This is a genomic window from Brooklawnia sp., from assembly GCF_049651565.1.
Lineage (GTDB): Bacteria > Actinomycetota > Actinomycetes > Propionibacteriales > Propionibacteriaceae > Brooklawnia.
Map to the genome: position 1 here is coordinate 1 of NZ_JBASCI010000086.1, position 13,155 is coordinate 13,155.

A 13,155-nucleotide genomic window follows, 5' to 3' on the forward strand; every position below is an offset into this window, starting at 1 on the left:
CAAACCCGAGCCAAACGAAACCACGTCTACCTCAACAAAACCAAGATGCCCCGCACACCCAAGCGGGCACCCAACCACGAGGCAACGACCCCACCCAAGCGGGCATCTTGACATGAGGCAACATGAATCAGTTCCCCGGCAGCAACACCCGGTCACGCACCTACCGCAGGCGGCAGTTCGGCGTCCCTGGTGGCCTGCTCGACCGGACGCTCGGCGGTGACCGGGAGTCGCAGCTCGCTGGACGAAACCGGCGCCGACAGGTCGATGGTGCGCACCGAGCGGGGCAGCAGCGGCCGTGACACGTAGGTGGTCGGCGTGACCGGGATCGGGTCCCACAGCGACCCCAGGCTGCCGTGGGCCGGTCCGGCGATCTCCACCGAGCGCTCGGTCTCGGGCACCACGCTCACCGTGTCCTCGTCGATGGCCTCGGCGATGACGATCGTGGGCTCTTCGTCGCCGAAGGTCGCCTGCGCCCGGTCCGCGGCCAGCATCCGGTTCACGGTGTGGACGCTGACCCGGCTCAACACCAGCCAGCCGACCAGCAGCCCAACCGGCGCCGCCGTCCACCAGTGCGAGATCGGCAGGAAGAACGGCACTGCCACCCCCACCGCGACCAACAGCAGGTTCACCAGCAGGCCCCGGCGGCGTCGCCGCAACGCGATTCGGGATGCCCGCCGCAGGTTGTACCGGGCGGCACGGCGGGTGTGCGGTGTCGAAACCTCCGCGCCGGAATCAACAAGGAACCCCGGAGTGGATTCGCCGCTGCGCCGAACCAGGTGCATCGATTCGGCGAACTGGTCGATGACTGCGTCGTCGATGGTCGAATCCTGCGCCCTGCGGGCCAGGAAATAGGGCACCAAATAGGCGATCCACGCGATCGCGATAATTCCGAAAATCACCCCAGCCAGCACGCGTCAAACCTACGGGCCGATTGATCAACACGGTGCCAGGCGCGCCGGGTCGGCGCGCCGTCAGGACCGACCGGCCAGGTAGCGGCACAGCAGCCCTTCCGGCACTTCTTCGGCGTTCAGCGCGAAGACCCGGTGGTCGCGCCAGTCGCCGTTGATGTGCAGATAGCGCGGCCGCATCCCTTCCTCCCGGAACCCGAGCTTCTGCACCACCCGCAGGCTGCGTTCGTTCTCGGGCCGGATGCAGATCTCGATGCGGTGCAGCTTCATCACCTGCCAGCAGTAATCGCAGGCCAGCGCGACGGCGGTGGGCACGATACCGCGTCCGGCATACCGTTGGTCGATCCAGTAACCCACCGACGCCGACCTCGCCGAGCCCTCGGAGATGTTCGACACCGAGACCTGCCCGATCAGCCTGCTCTGCTCGGCCAGCCGGGTGACTTTCGGCCAGTACGGGTCATGGGCCAGGCCGAACGGCAGCACCTTGTTCAGCTTGGCCTGCTTCTCGGTCCAACGCAGCCAGCCGGGGAATGCCAGTGCCCGGCTGGTCGCCTCCGGCGGCATCGTGGCGTCCCACTCGTGCGTCCACTGGTAGTTGGCTGCCCGCAGTGCCTCCCACGCCGCCTCCTCGCGGCGGTTGATCGGACGCAGGACCACCGCCTGATAGCGCAAGGTGACCGGCCAACCGTGCTGCGCCGGGAACACCACGCCCTCCGGCAGCCGCAATCCCCCGGCCGCGCCGGACATCTCAGTCGTCCAGCAGCCAGCAGCCCACCCGATCGCCCAGCTGAACCGACGCGGACTCCTCGTCCAGCACGATCATCGCGTCAGCGCCGACCAGGTCAGCGAGCCTGGGATGGCTGGGGTTGCCCAGCGGGACGACCACTCGTTCGCCCTGCTGTTCACGGATGGTGCCGAACCGTACCTGCACCACGTCGAGGCCGCCGGGCAGGTCGGCGCCGGCCAGGCAATTGACCTGCTCGCTGTTCACCACCGGCGCGCCGGCCAGCCGGCGGACCAGCGGCCGGATGAAGAACTGGTAACCGACGTACGCCTCGACCGGATCGTCCGGGAGCATCACCATCGGTACCTGGTCCTCACCGACCAGCGAGAACCCGACACCCCCACTCGGCTCCAACGCGATGTCGGTCAGGTCGATGTCCCCGAGCTGTCGCACCACCCGGACCAGTTGGCCGTCGGGGGCGAGCGTGCCGGACACCACCACGATGTCGGCCCGGATCAACTGGTCGCTGATCGCGTCGCGCAGTTCGCGGTCGGACGACACTGGCAGCCCCACCCGCCAGACCTGCGCGCCGTCCGCCCGGGCGGCGGCAGCGATCAGGTGTGACTCGACGTCGGAGGGGTCGGATGCCTGGTCGGCGACGCTCAGCACCACCACGCGGGGACGCGGCCGGGCGAGCACCCGGTCGATGCCGGCCATCGCCAGCATGGCGCTGCGCCGGGCATCCAGGCGTTCACCGGACCGCATGATCGGCACCCCGATGCGGACGTCGGAGCCGATCCAGCGCACGTGGCTGCCGCGGCTGACCCGGCCGTGCACCGTGAGCACGTTGCCGTCGAGGCGGGCCTGATCAGCCGGGATGACCGCGTCGGCGCCCTCGGGCAGCAACTGGCCGGCGCGCACCCGAACCGCGGAACCGACCTTGGAGACCTTGTAGTCGTCGCGCAGCCGCAGCGTTGCGGTGGCGTCCGCCTCCAGGCCGGTCAGGTCCTGGGCGCGGACGGCGAAGCCGTTGACGGCCACCAGGTCTTCGGCGGGCGCGTGGGTGTCGGCGACGATGTCTTCGCAGACAGCGGTCCCCCACGCGTCCAGCAGGTACATGCCGAACGCAGGCAGCGGTTCCACAAGGGACAACAGGTATTCGCGCTGCGCTGCGACGGTGCGGCGGCCGCGATCATCTACGGGCGGCGGGTCAGGGAGGGTGAGTTCCGGCTCCACGACCTGCGGCGGTTCTTCGACCGATTCGGGAGCTGGAGCGCGGCGAGTGAACAAGCGCATGGCTCCTACCATAGGGGCATGGCCCGACATGACCCAGCAGACCCAGCAGCGCGCTACGAGATCCGGGCCGAGATCAACCGGACGCGCCTGGCCCGCGACGAGGCCCAGCGGCGGGCGGACGACGAGGCCCGCGACGCCCGGGTTGTCGAGCTGGTGAACGACCTGGTTCCGGAGGGCCGGGTGGTGGCCTGCTACCTGTCCCGGGAGGCCGAACCGGGCACCCTCAGCCTGGTCACCCGGCTGGTGAAGCGTCGCCGCGTGCTGGTTCCCAAGGTCAGCGGCGCGGACGACGGTACGCCCCGGCTGACCCCCGACTGGGCCTGGTTCACCGGGCCGAAAGACCTTGCTGAAGGCCCGTTCGGCATTCCGGAGCCGACCGGACCGGGGATCGGCGCCGAGGCGCTCGCCAGGGCCGACCTGGTCATCGCATCGGCGCTCAGTGCCGGCGAGGACGGCAGCCGGATCGGCACCGGCGGCGGCTGGTTCGACCGCGCCCTGCCGTACCGCCGACCGGAGGTGCCGGTGGTCGTGCTGCTCAACGACGATGAGGTGCGCAACCATCCGCAGCTGCCCCACGACGAGCCCGTGGACTGGCTGGTGACCCCCAGCCGGACGATCCGGACCACCTTGCCGCCGCAGCCGCCCATCGAGTGATGGCAACAGGTGCCCGGAGGAATGACCTGCCGCACCAAAGGCGTTATGCTTGGCAGTCGAGAGCCCCGAGTGCCAGCCTCGGGCGCCGCGAAGTTTGAAGGAAGCAGAGCGATGCCCACGTATCAGTACCGCTGCCAGGCCTGCACCAACGAGTTGGAGGCCTTCCAGAAGTTCACCGACGACCCGCTGACCGACTGCCCAGACTGTGGCGGTTCGCTGCGGAAGGTCTTCGCCCCGGTGGGCATCGTGTTCAAGGGCTCCGGCTTCTACGCCACCGACTCGCGCAAGTCGAGCTCGGCCAGCAAACCCGCCACCAGCAGCCCCGCCGCCTCGTCGGGTGACAGCAAGGCCGCCCCCGCCGAGAAGTCCGGCGACCAGCCCGCCGGCGCCAAGAGCAAGGACGCCGCGGCCGCCTGATCCGCCGAGCGCGCCGTGACCTGCGTCCGCTGTGGATAACTGAACGCCGCGGCAGCAAACCGACAACCATCAGTGCGTGAATCCTGCCGAACTGCTCACCCGCCTGAGCAGAACCATCCGTTGGCACCGCCGCGCGTTCGGCGCGGTGGCCGCCGTGGTCTGCCTGTTTGCCGCACTGTCGGCCCTTGCCCCACCCCAACCAGAAACCGCCTCCGCCCTGGTTGCTGCTCGAACACTGTCGTCCGGCAGCCTCGTCGCCGCGGACGACCTGCGACTGGTCGACATGCCCGTTGACCTGGTACCCGAAGGAGCGCTGGCCGATCCGGCCCAGGTTGTCGGGCGCACGCTGACGGCGGCGTTGACCACCGGCAGCGTGGTGACCACGGCCAGCACGCTGTCCGGGCGCGAGGACGTCGCCGGCCAGGACGAACGCCTGGTCCCCTTCCGGGTGCCGGACGCAACCACCGCCGCCCTGCTCCAGGTGGGTGACCGCATCAGCGTCGTCGGCGCGACCGTGGATGGCGGGGCAGTCGACCTGGCCGCTGGTGTGCGGGTGGCCGCCCTGCCGGCTGCGGCTGACAGCGGCGGTCTGGGTGGCGGCGACTCCGGTGCGTTGGTGGTGGTGGCCGCCGACGCGCAGACCGCGGCGACGCTGGCTGCGGCGTCCACCCAGATGCGGATGGCGATCGTCCTTGGCTAGGGGCAAGGGGCCGCTCACAGGCCCGACGCGATCTGTTCCAGGGCCTGAGCCGGGCTAACCGACGCTGCCGTGATGGGGCGGCCGCTCCGCCAGCAGGGCCTGATCCCGCGCACTGAGCGGCGCGTCCCGGTCACGCACCCGGGATCGTGGCGAGATGCCCAGCTCCGCAAGTACGGCCGAGACCGCGGCGTGCAATTGGGCGGGCCCGACAGGTCCGCGGTCGGCCGCGGTGAGGACGAACGGCCACGGCTCCGCTGCCGCGTGTCGGGCCTGACGCAACTCCATCAGCCGGGCCGCGTCCCAACCAGAATCCTCCAGACTCCTGGCCAGCGCCTGAGCGGTACTGGCCTCCGGCAACTGGAGGGCCTCTCCGGTCAGCGCCCGGCCGACCAGGTTCGCCAGCAAGTCTGCGGCGTCCGCTGGCGTCATTGCGCATCGCCCCGCGTTACGCCCGCACGGCCGACCGGTTGGGCTGGCCGACCCCGCGCTTGGGGCTGCTCAACTGGCCGCTCGCACCGGTTCGGGATGATCGTCATGGCGTGATCCGCACTGGGTCTCGTTCCTGGTGGTTTCCCGATGCTGGAGGGGTGCCAGTCGGGTTGTACGGGGTAAGCGTAGGCTGCTCCGACCACAGCGATCCCGAAGGAGGTTCCCGCGGGAACGCATGCGCACCCCGCGTGCCAACGACCGGGTTCTTGGTCGCCGGAGATCGAAGAACCCGCGGTTGAAGCTATGGTCAAGCCGCCCGCGCCTGGCGCGGGAAGACCGACAGCACCGTCCTGCCGTGGGTGAAGTTCACCACTCCGGCGAACGAGCAGTACCAAGCGCCAAGTGCCGCAGCCAGACCGAAGTAGCCGCCCAGCCGGGTCAGCAGCACGACGCCGGTGAAGTCGCCAAGTGTCAGGCATGCGAAGGCGCCGAGCAGGACCGAGAAGGTGAACGTCAGCCCACCGTTGACCTTCGTCACCGCGATCAGCATGTAGGCAGTGAAAATCGTCCAGCCCAGCAGGAAGACGCCAACGCCTTGCGCCCGCAGCGCCGGATCAATGCCCTGGACGAAGGCCTCGGGATGAGAGCTCAGGTACCAGTACGCCATCCAGAAGGCACCGTAGGAAGTGAACGCGGTCGCCCCGAACAGGTTCTTCTTGAGGAACTCCAGGACCCCGGCGATGACCTGCGCCAGGCCGCCGTAGAACAGTGCCAGGCCGAGCACCACCGGTTGTGCCTGGGCATCCAGCAGGCCGGCGTTGAAGACCGACAGCACAAAGGTGGTCAGTGCGAAGCAGGCCAGCCCGAGTGGGCCGGGATCTGCGATGTCGAGCGTGCGCGGCTGCGGACCAGACGGCTCATTGGACATGGGTGGGTCGCCTTTCGTTCGCGCCAGCGGGCGCAGTACTTGAATCGTCCACAGCATAGGGGACGGCTGCTGCATGCCGCGCGCCAAGCCCCGCGCATCGTGGGGAACCCTGAACCGGAAGCGCGGCCCCAGCAGGAATCGAACCTGCGACACAAGGTTTAGGAAACCTCTGCTCTATCCCCTGAGCTATGGGGCCTTTGACAACCCTGCCAAGCGTAGACTCTCGGCTCCATCGCGTCCAAGTGAGGGTTTTCTCAGATGGCACTTGCATTCATGGCTGGATCGTATATTCTGGGTTCACGAAAGCGGTTGCTGCGCGACGATCAGTCTCCTGGGGGTGGGTAGACGGCTTCGGCCCTTCATGCGGCAGCCGCTTTCTTCTTGCCCATCAACTCCCGCGACGGGCCATTACCCGTTGTCAGGCGCCGGTCTTCGCGTCCTCAGCCAGGTCGTCGACCACCCACAGGCCGGCCGCGATGCTCGGCTCGATGCGCACCCGGCCCTCCGGCCCGCACACCTCAACGGCCTCCCCGACGTACTGCGCCTCGATCGTGACCCCCGGCCGCAGCCCGATGGCGTCCAGGCCGCTGAGCGCCAACGGATCGGCCTGGACGAACTCGCTCAACCGGACCAGCCGGAACGACCGCGGATCGATGTCCGCCACCCCGGCCAGCGACACCAGGCCTTCGCGGAAGATCTCGGGCCTCAACTCGCCACTGCCATCCGGAATCGGGCAGCCATAGGGCGACTCCTCCGGGTCATTCAGGATCTCGGTCAGCCGCTCCTCCAGCACGTCCCCGATGACGTGCTCCAGCTTGCAGGCCTCGTCATGCACGACCGTCCAGCTGATCCCGATGATGTCGGACAGCATTCGCTCGGCCAGCCGGTGCTTGCGCATCACCCTGCGCGCGCGTTCCCAGCCGCTTTCGCTCAACTCGATCCGCCGGTTGCCCTGCACGGTCAGCAGACCGTCCCGCTCGAGCCTGGCGACCGTCTGCGAAACCGTCGGCCCCGACTGGTGCAGCCGCTCGACGATCCGCGCGCGCAACGGTTCAATACCCTCCTCGTGCAGTTCGAGGATGGTGCGCAGGTACATCTCGGTGGTGTCGATCAACTCGCTCATCAGGACCCTCCAGTCACCGGAAGCCTAACGGACCGGCCAACCGCCTACGATGTCACCGATGAGCTTCGAAGTGGCCCGCACGGCAAGCGTCCCGCCGGACCGGCTGGCCGGCTGGGTGGAACGCTTCTCCAACCGCCACGGCACGGTCAGCATCGAGTGTGAACCGGACGCCGTGCTGCTGCATGCCGAGGACGGCGCGCAGGCCCGGCTGGTCAATCGTTGGCAGCCGCTGCCCAGCGGACCGGTCACCATCCCGGAGGTTGTCGCGCACCTGACGCGTCCTCGGACGGTCGGCCTGCTGCTCGTGCGAAGGGGTGCGGACGCCGTGGGTGTCGCCGACGGCGGCGAGCTGGTGGCCCACCGGGTCTCCCGGCACTACGTGCAGGGCCGCACCAAGGCCGGCGGCTGGTCGCAGCAGCGCTACGCCAGGCGTCGCCAGAACCAGGCCCGCACCGCTTACCAGCAGGCCGCCGACGACGCCTTCGAGGTGATCGTGCCGCAGCTACCCACGCTGTCGGCACTGGTCACCGGTGGCGACCGTCAGGGGCTGGCCGAGGTGCTGGCCGACCGCCGACTCGAGGCGTTGGCCCGGTTGCCGCAACGACACCCGGTGCTGCCGGTCCCAGACGCCCGGCTCGCCGTCCTGACCGATGCCGTGGCCGCCGCCCGGGCGATCCCCATCGAACTGAATGCCGAAGCGGTAACCGGTTAGCCGGCCGCGCGGCGGGATCTGGTCGGGCGTCGCCAGGGGCGGCTGCGCCAGTAGACCAGCATGGCGGCCCCCAGCGAGATCAGACCGGCGATTCCCAGCGCTACGACCGTACCCCCGAACGACGGCGAGGTTCCCATGGCGCCATCAGAGCCGGGGTCGGCGGTCTCGCTGGGGGTCGGTTCGGCGGTCTGTCCGGGCGGCGCCGAGGGCGCGGGGTCAAGTTCCTGCCACGAGGTCGGGAACGCCACCTCGATCAGTTCGGGGTCGGTCCTTGAACCCAGCAGCAGCCCTTCCCCGCTCAGGGTCAGGCTGACCGACTCGCCCTGCCCCTGCTCCGGAGTGGCCTCCTGGGCAGTCGGCGAGTAGAGCAGCATGTCGACGCTGAGCAGGCTGGTGTAGGTGCGGAGCGCCGCGGTGCTCGGGTTGATGAACGTGCCGTCAGTCACCCAGGACGGCGCCTCCGCCTCGCGGATCAGCTCGAACTCGCCCGACTCCTCAGGGGCGGTGGCATAGTAGAAGCCGCCCGGGTCGTCCTTGGTGACGATCCAGATGTTGCCGCGCGGGGAGATCATCAACGTGGACGCGTCGTGCGGGCCGTCGGGGTAGTACAGCGTCCACTCCGAGTAGGGCACCGAGGCGCCGTACTCGAGGTAGTCCAGCCGGTACACCGTGATCCACTCGCGGTTGCGGTTGGGGTCGCCGATGTCGCCAACATACAGCTGCCCCTCGAAGTAGGCCAGCGACTCGAAGTTGCCGACCGGCGCGTCGAAGAAGACCTCACCGGCCCAGCTACCGTCGGGATTGATCGCCGACACCCTGGCGACATCAGTCCCGCCGGGGCCGGCCACCCAGTAGACACCGGTGTCGGGGTCGGCGGCCAGCCCACCGGAATCGGTCAACTCACCGTCGGTCACCGTGATGACATCACCCGGGGCAGCGACGGCCGGACTTGCCAGGCCGAGGAACGTGATGGCGGCCACTGCGCTGACCAGGAGCTGTCGAGCTGTCGCCATCGCTCCTCCTTTGCGGTTTCGAGGGCAGTCTAGCCAGCAGGCCGTCGGCGCTGCGCTGCAACCCACCGGGCGGGCAGTGCGTCGTCTACTCTCAACCCATGGGACGGTTGTCGCTGTTTGCGATCGGGGTCACCGAGCTGCGCGACATGTTCAGCGCCGACCCCGACCTGGCGGGACAGCTGCGCGACATCACCGCCCGGCACTTCCCCGCCCCCGCCGACGAGCACCGCCAGCGGGGCACCGTGTTGGGACGCCTGGGTCCGCTGCTGAAGCGCCCCATCGACCGGCCGGAGGCACCCGCGCGTCCCACCCCGGCAGATGGAGAGGCGCTGCTGGCCGGCCGCACGCTGCCACCCGAGCGGCTGGGCTACGCCTGGCAGATCGCGCTGGCCTGGCTGGACGAGATGAGCTGGGGACGGGTCGACCTCGACATCGATCCCCAGCTGATGGAGGATGTCGAGTTCGACCTGGCCCGGGCGGGTCTGTCGGCCCGCCTCGGGCTGGAGCGGTTGCTCCAGGACAATCCGCAGCTGCCGCTGCTCAACCTGCCGCACCAGCGGTTCGGCTACGCCAAGAACCGGCACGTCGAGGCCACCCGGCAGGGTCTGAGCACGGTGGTCTCCGACCTGTCCCGGGAGTCGCTGCCGATCGTGGGGGCGGTGCTGGAGTTCTGCAACCAGTTCGCCGGGTGGTCGGAGCGGGCCGCCGAGGCTGGACGGCCCGTCCCCGATCTGGTGGCGGTCTGGATGCCCTGACCGCGCCGTGATTCGGCTCAGCCGATCAGTTGGCTGATCAGCCCGGTGGTGAAGTAGACCACGAACAGCGCCGAGACGACCCACATCAGCGGGTGCACCCGGTTGGCCTTGCCGGCGAAGACCTTCATCGCCACGTACATGATGAAGCCCGCGCCGATACCGGTGGTGATCGAGTAGGCGAACGGCATGAAGACGATGGTCAGGAAGGCCGGCAGGGCGATCTCGAAGTCCTGCCAGTCGATGTGCACGATCTGCATCATCATCAGCATGCCGACCAGCAGCAGCACCGGGGCGACCGCCTCGGACGGCACCATGTTCACCACCGGGGTGGCGAACAGCGCGACCAGGAAGGCCGCGCCGGTGACCACCGAGGCCAAGCCGGTGCGGGCACCCTCGGCGACGCCTGCGGTCGATTCGATGTAGCTGGTGTTGCTGGAGGTCGAGCCGAGGCCGCCGGCCATCGCCGCCAGCGAGTCGACCAGCAGGATCTCCCGCAGGTGCGGCGGCTCACCGCGCCTGTCCAGCAGGTTGCCCTCCGCACCGATCGCCACCACGGTGCCCATGGTGTCGAAGAAGTCCGCCAGCAGCAGGCTGAACACCAGCATCATGGCGGTCAGTACGCTGGCCACCGTGGCCGTCCCATCGGGGGCGAAGCCGCCCAGCAGGTCGATCCGGCCGAGGAGGGACAGGTCAGGCGCGGTGAAGGCGTCCAGCCCGGGTAAGGCGGGCACGTTCAAAGCCCAGCCGGTCGCGGTGCCCTCGCCCTGTGGGCCGATCTTCACCACCGCCTCCAGGATCACGGCGAAGACCGTGCCACCGATGATGGCCCACAGCATCGAGCCGCGCACCCTGCGCAGGTGCAGGAAGGCCAGCAGCAGGAAGGTCACCACGAAGACGAAGATCGGCCAGCCCATCAGGGATCCGTTGACGCCGAGCTGCACCAGCGGGCTGCCGGGCCGGATGATGCCGGCGTCGGCCAGCCCGACCAGGGTGATGAACAGGCCGATGCCGACGCTGATCGCCACTCGCAGGGTCGGCGGCACGGCTTGGAAGACGGCCTCCCGGAAGCCGGTCAGCACCAGCAGGGTGATGACCAGGCCCTCGATCACCACCAGACCCATCGCCTGCGGCCAGGTCATCATCGGGGCGATCACGTAGGCGAGCATGGCGTTCAGGCCGAGACCCGAGGCGATGCCGATCGGGAAGCGGCCGATGACGCCCATCAGGATCGTCATCACCCCGGCGACCACGGCGGTCGCGGCGGCCACCATGCCGATCGACTGGCTCACCGCCGCCGAGTCCACGATGGTCTGCGCGGCGTCGGTGAACTTGGGCGCCCCTGATATCAGGTTGCCGTCCTTGTCGGCTGCGGTACCGATGATCAGCGGGTTCAGCGCGAGGATGTAGGCCATGGTGAAGAAGGTCACCAGTCCCCCGCGCAACTCACCCGACACACTCGAGCCGCGCCTGCTGATCTCGAACCACCGGTCAATGGACGACTGTTGGGGCGCGACGGCCCGGCTCCCCTTGGGGGAATTGGTGATCATGGGCGTCATAGTAGGGGACCGCGGACGGGCCCCTACGATGGGTTCCATGAGCGATCAGGTGCCCGCCGACGCGTCGGAGTCTGCTATCCGCGCCATCGAGGCGAGTTCGCTGCGGCAGGCGCCGGTGCCCCCGGTGCAGGACGACGGGGTGCGCGTCTTCACCATCGGGACGGTACTGTTCGCGCTTGCCAGCCTGCTGTTGCTGGTCGACGGGCAGCGGCTTTCCGAAGCGTGGTGGCTGGACGCCGCGATCACCGGGGTCGGCATCGGGGTGGTCGGCATCATCTACTGCGTGTGGCGCCGCAACAAGCGGGCACGGGACGCCGAACAGGGCATCGCCCCGCCGACCGCCTGAGGCGACGCGTCCGCCTGCCGGTCAGTCGAACAGGGATTGATCGATCCGGACGGTGTCGAAGACCGGGTCGGGCAGCCGGGCCACCCGCTCATCGGCCACCACGTCGGAGTGCCCGCCGCAGCCGTGGTCGAGCGAGACCACCCGGCCGTCATAAGGGGAGTACTCGTTGGCGCACGCCCCGAACAGCCGACCGAGTGAACCGCTCAACCGGACGAAGTAGCCGCAACTGATGCACGGGGCCGGTGCCTGCCGGGCAGCCGGGCTGTCGGGACCGGAGTCGGAAGCCAGCCAGCGCTCGGCGGCCAGGTCGCGTCCGTACCGGGACAGCACACGCTCCCGGCCGAGTCCCAACTCGGCCACCACCGCGCGGGTCTGCGCCCACTCCACCGGGTCGTCGACCGGTGCGAGTTCACCGCCGGTGTAGCCGGGTTCCAGTCTCGGGTCGTTCTCGGGGGTGGGCAGCAGCGTCCCGGGGGCGACGTCGCCGGCCTCCAGCCGGTCGGCCCATGGCACCCAGGCCGGCGCCAGCAGCGAGCCGTCGCTGGGCAGCAGGACCACCTCGTTGACGGTGGCGTACCGGGCCCGAGAGGCCCGGGTCATGGTCACCGCCCAGTGCCAGCCCTGGTAGCCGGGGTGCGGGCACTCGAAGAAGTGGGTGGCCTGCCGGCTGCCCTGCTCGAGTCGGACGCCGAGGTGCTCCCCGACGCCGAAGTCGCCGGCGGTCTCCTCGGCCGCCTCGCGGGCGAGGTCCACCGAGCCGGCGATGATCTGGTCCACGTCACTCATAGTTCAAGCTCATCCGCTACGGCGCGGAGCATGCCCGCGATCTTGGTCGATTGCTGGGGGCTGGGGTAGCGCCCGTGCCGGTAGCCGTTGCCGACCTGGTCGAGCAGCTTGATCAGGTCCTCGAACATCACCGCGAGCTGCTCGGGCTTCTTGCGGGCCGCCTTCGCCAACGACGGCGGCAGCTCGACAAGTTCCACCGACAACGCCTGCTCACCCTTGCGTCCTTCGACGACCCCGAACTCGACCCGCTGCCCTGGCTTCAGTGCAGTCACTCCCTTGGGCAAGGCGTCCGCGCGCACGTAGACGTCGCCACCGCCGTCCTTGGCGATGAAGCCAAAGCCTTTCTCTGCGTCGAAGAACCGCACCTTGCCACTTGGCACCTGACTACCTCACTTGTCCGATGGCTCGCTGACCGAAGCCGCCACACCACTCCCAGCGTATCGGGCGGGACAACGCCCCACCACACCCACCCGTCGGGTCGGCAGGGCCCCATACACTGGGGGCCATGACGCAGGCAGCTCCGAACAGCCGGGCGGACATCGCGACTGCGCCCACCGGCCAACCGTTCGGATTCGCCAGCCCGAAAGCCCCACCACTCGGCGCGGCCGCCGAACCGGCCGGACCTCCCGAGATCGACGCCGCACCACCCCCCGACGACTACACGCCACCCAGCGACCCGGTCACCCCACTTGAGTCGATCGCCCCGGCACCACCCGAGCCCCGGGACCCCAGGCAGCCGATGCTGGACGCGGCCCCCGAGGTGGTCGAGCCGGACTGGCAGCCCAGCCAGCCGCTGCCGCTCAGCGCC

16 protein-coding genes, 1 tRNA gene and 1 pseudogene are annotated in these 13,155 nt (G+C 69.3%); 7 read left to right on the top strand and 11 right to left on the bottom strand.

Features of this window, described 5'->3' with window-relative positions; genetic code table 11:
- Positions 1-152: 152 nt before the first annotated feature.
- The 3 genes from WBL05_RS04110 to glp are packed head-to-tail and all read right to left on the bottom strand — an operon-like array spanning position 153 to position 2,928.
- Positions 153-911, bottom strand: a complete 759-nt coding sequence (locus WBL05_RS04110) for a hypothetical protein (protein ID WP_424223941.1) — start codon at positions 909-911, stop codon at positions 153-155.
- A gap of 60 nt (positions 912-971) precedes the next feature.
- Entirely contained in the window at positions 972-1,655 is a 684-nt protein-coding gene (locus WBL05_RS04115; RefSeq protein WP_424223943.1) for a GNAT family N-acetyltransferase, read from the bottom strand.
- A 1-nt stretch (position 1,656) separates the two neighbouring features.
- The gene (gene glp / locus WBL05_RS04120; RefSeq protein ID WP_424223944.1) at positions 1,657-2,928 is read right to left on the bottom strand and encodes a gephyrin-like molybdotransferase Glp; all 1,272 of its coding nucleotides are present in this window, start codon (positions 2,926-2,928) and stop codon (positions 1,657-1,659) included.
- An 18-nt stretch (positions 2,929-2,946) separates the two neighbouring features.
- On the opposite strand from glp, the gene WBL05_RS04125 reads away from it, so the two are divergent.
- From WBL05_RS04125 to WBL05_RS04135, 3 genes are all read left to right on the top strand, one after another.
- Entirely contained in the window at positions 2,947-3,582 is a 636-nt protein-coding gene (locus WBL05_RS04125; protein ID WP_424223946.1) for a 5-formyltetrahydrofolate cyclo-ligase, read from the top strand.
- Between the two features lie 111 nt (positions 3,583-3,693).
- Positions 3,694-3,999, top strand: a complete 306-nt coding sequence (locus WBL05_RS04130; RefSeq protein WP_424223948.1) for an FmdB family zinc ribbon protein — start codon at positions 3,694-3,696, stop codon at positions 3,997-3,999.
- 76 nt (positions 4,000-4,075) lie between these two features.
- Complete coding sequence (locus WBL05_RS04135) at positions 4,076-4,699, top strand: SAF domain-containing protein (protein WP_424223949.1); 624 nt, start codon at positions 4,076-4,078, stop codon at positions 4,697-4,699.
- A 54-nt stretch (positions 4,700-4,753) separates the two neighbouring features.
- On the opposite strand, the gene WBL05_RS04140 is transcribed toward WBL05_RS04135, so the two are convergent.
- The 4 genes from WBL05_RS04140 to WBL05_RS04155 all read right to left on the bottom strand — a co-directional run bounded on the left by WBL05_RS04140 (position 4,754) and on the right by WBL05_RS04155 (position 7,179).
- The gene (locus tag WBL05_RS04140; protein WP_424223951.1) at positions 4,754-5,128 is read right to left on the bottom strand and encodes a hypothetical protein; all 375 of its coding nucleotides are present in this window, start codon (positions 5,126-5,128) and stop codon (positions 4,754-4,756) included.
- A gap of 307 nt (positions 5,129-5,435) precedes the next feature.
- Positions 5,436-6,056 carry an acetate uptake transporter gene (locus WBL05_RS04145; RefSeq protein ID WP_424223952.1) on the bottom strand — a complete coding sequence of 207 codons (621 nt, stop codon included), beginning with the start codon at positions 6,054-6,056 and terminating at the stop codon, positions 5,436-5,438.
- Between the two features lie 123 nt (positions 6,057-6,179).
- Positions 6,180-6,252: transfer RNA gene (locus tag WBL05_RS04150), tRNA-Arg, on the bottom strand.
- Positions 6,253-6,474: 222 nt separating this feature from the next.
- The gene (locus tag WBL05_RS04155; RefSeq protein WP_424223954.1) at positions 6,475-7,179 is read right to left on the bottom strand and encodes a metal-dependent transcriptional regulator; all 705 of its coding nucleotides are present in this window, start codon (positions 7,177-7,179) and stop codon (positions 6,475-6,477) included.
- Positions 7,180-7,237: 58 nt separating this feature from the next.
- On the opposite strand from WBL05_RS04155, the gene WBL05_RS04160 reads away from it, so the two are divergent.
- Positions 7,238-7,891 (top strand): acVLRF1 family peptidyl-tRNA hydrolase, encoded by a 654-nt coding sequence (locus WBL05_RS04160; RefSeq protein ID WP_424223956.1) that lies wholly within the window; start codon positions 7,238-7,240, stop codon positions 7,889-7,891.
- Here the strand turns inward: WBL05_RS04160 and WBL05_RS04165 are convergent.
- Entirely contained in the window at positions 7,888-8,904 is a 1,017-nt protein-coding gene (locus WBL05_RS04165; RefSeq protein WP_424223957.1) for a hypothetical protein, read from the bottom strand. The two genes, WBL05_RS04160 and WBL05_RS04165, sit on opposite strands and share 4 nt — an antisense overlap.
- 98 nt (positions 8,905-9,002) lie before the next feature.
- Here WBL05_RS04165 and WBL05_RS04170 point away from each other — a divergent pair, with 98 nt between their 5' ends.
- Complete coding sequence (locus WBL05_RS04170) at positions 9,003-9,659, top strand: hypothetical protein (RefSeq protein WP_424223958.1); 657 nt, start codon at positions 9,003-9,005, stop codon at positions 9,657-9,659.
- A 17-nt stretch (positions 9,660-9,676) separates the two neighbouring features.
- On the opposite strand, the gene WBL05_RS04175 is transcribed toward WBL05_RS04170, so the two are convergent.
- Positions 9,677-11,206 (bottom strand): NCS2 family permease, encoded by a 1,530-nt coding sequence (locus tag WBL05_RS04175; RefSeq protein ID WP_424223960.1) that lies wholly within the window; start codon positions 11,204-11,206, stop codon positions 9,677-9,679.
- 46 nt (positions 11,207-11,252) lie between these two features.
- Between WBL05_RS04175 and WBL05_RS04180 the strand changes: the two genes are divergently transcribed.
- A complete protein-coding gene (locus tag WBL05_RS04180) occupies positions 11,253-11,561 on the top strand; it encodes a DUF2530 domain-containing protein (RefSeq protein WP_424223962.1) in 309 nt (102 codons plus the stop codon).
- 21 nt (positions 11,562-11,582) lie between these two features.
- Here WBL05_RS04180 and WBL05_RS04185 read toward each other — a convergent pair whose 3' ends face one another.
- On the bottom strand, positions 11,583-12,347 hold the full coding sequence (locus WBL05_RS04185) for a DUF3027 domain-containing protein (RefSeq protein WP_424223964.1): 765 nt from the start codon (positions 12,345-12,347) through the stop codon (positions 11,583-11,585).
- Positions 12,344-12,727, bottom strand: a complete 384-nt coding sequence (locus WBL05_RS04190) for a cold-shock protein (protein WP_424223965.1) — start codon at positions 12,725-12,727, stop codon at positions 12,344-12,346. Before WBL05_RS04190 ends, WBL05_RS04185 begins: the two co-directional genes overlap by 4 nt.
- Positions 12,728-12,852: 125 nt before the next feature.
- Between WBL05_RS04190 and WBL05_RS04195 the strand changes: the two are divergent.
- A pseudogene (locus WBL05_RS04195) lies at positions 12,853-13,155 on the top strand (hypothetical protein); the annotation flags it as partial.

Bases quoted from the DNA above. Each gene is read 5' to 3' on its own strand.
- WBL05_RS04115 (WP_424223943.1), bottom strand. From the start codon at position 1,655: ATGTCCGGCGCGGCCGGGGGATTGCGGCTGCCGGAGGGCGTGGTGTTC.
- glp (WP_424223944.1), bottom strand. From the start codon at position 2,928: ATGCGCTTGTTCACTCGCCGCGCTCCAGCTCCCGAATCGGTCGAAGAA.
- WBL05_RS04125 (WP_424223946.1), top strand. From the start codon at position 2,947: ATGGCCCGACATGACCCAGCAGACCCAGCAGCGCGCTACGAGATCCGG.
- WBL05_RS04130 (WP_424223948.1), top strand. From the start codon at position 3,694: ATGCCCACGTATCAGTACCGCTGCCAGGCCTGCACCAACGAGTTGGAG.
- WBL05_RS04140 (WP_424223951.1), bottom strand. From the start codon at position 5,128: ATGACGCCAGCGGACGCCGCAGACTTGCTGGCGAACCTGGTCGGCCGG.
- WBL05_RS04145 (WP_424223952.1), bottom strand. From the start codon at position 6,056: ATGTCCAATGAGCCGTCTGGTCCGCAGCCGCGCACGCTCGACATCGCA.
- WBL05_RS04155 (WP_424223954.1), bottom strand. From the start codon at position 7,179: ATGAGCGAGTTGATCGACACCACCGAGATGTACCTGCGCACCATCCTC.
- WBL05_RS04160 (WP_424223956.1), top strand. From the start codon at position 7,238: ATGAGCTTCGAAGTGGCCCGCACGGCAAGCGTCCCGCCGGACCGGCTG.
- WBL05_RS04165 (WP_424223957.1), bottom strand. From the start codon at position 8,904: ATGGCGACAGCTCGACAGCTCCTGGTCAGCGCAGTGGCCGCCATCACG.
- WBL05_RS04170 (WP_424223958.1), top strand. From the start codon at position 9,003: ATGGGACGGTTGTCGCTGTTTGCGATCGGGGTCACCGAGCTGCGCGAC.
- WBL05_RS04175 (WP_424223960.1), bottom strand. From the start codon at position 11,206: ATGATCACCAATTCCCCCAAGGGGAGCCGGGCCGTCGCGCCCCAACAG.
- WBL05_RS04180 (WP_424223962.1), top strand. From the start codon at position 11,253: ATGAGCGATCAGGTGCCCGCCGACGCGTCGGAGTCTGCTATCCGCGCC.
- WBL05_RS04185 (WP_424223964.1), bottom strand. From the start codon at position 12,347: ATGAGTGACGTGGACCAGATCATCGCCGGCTCGGTGGACCTCGCCCGC.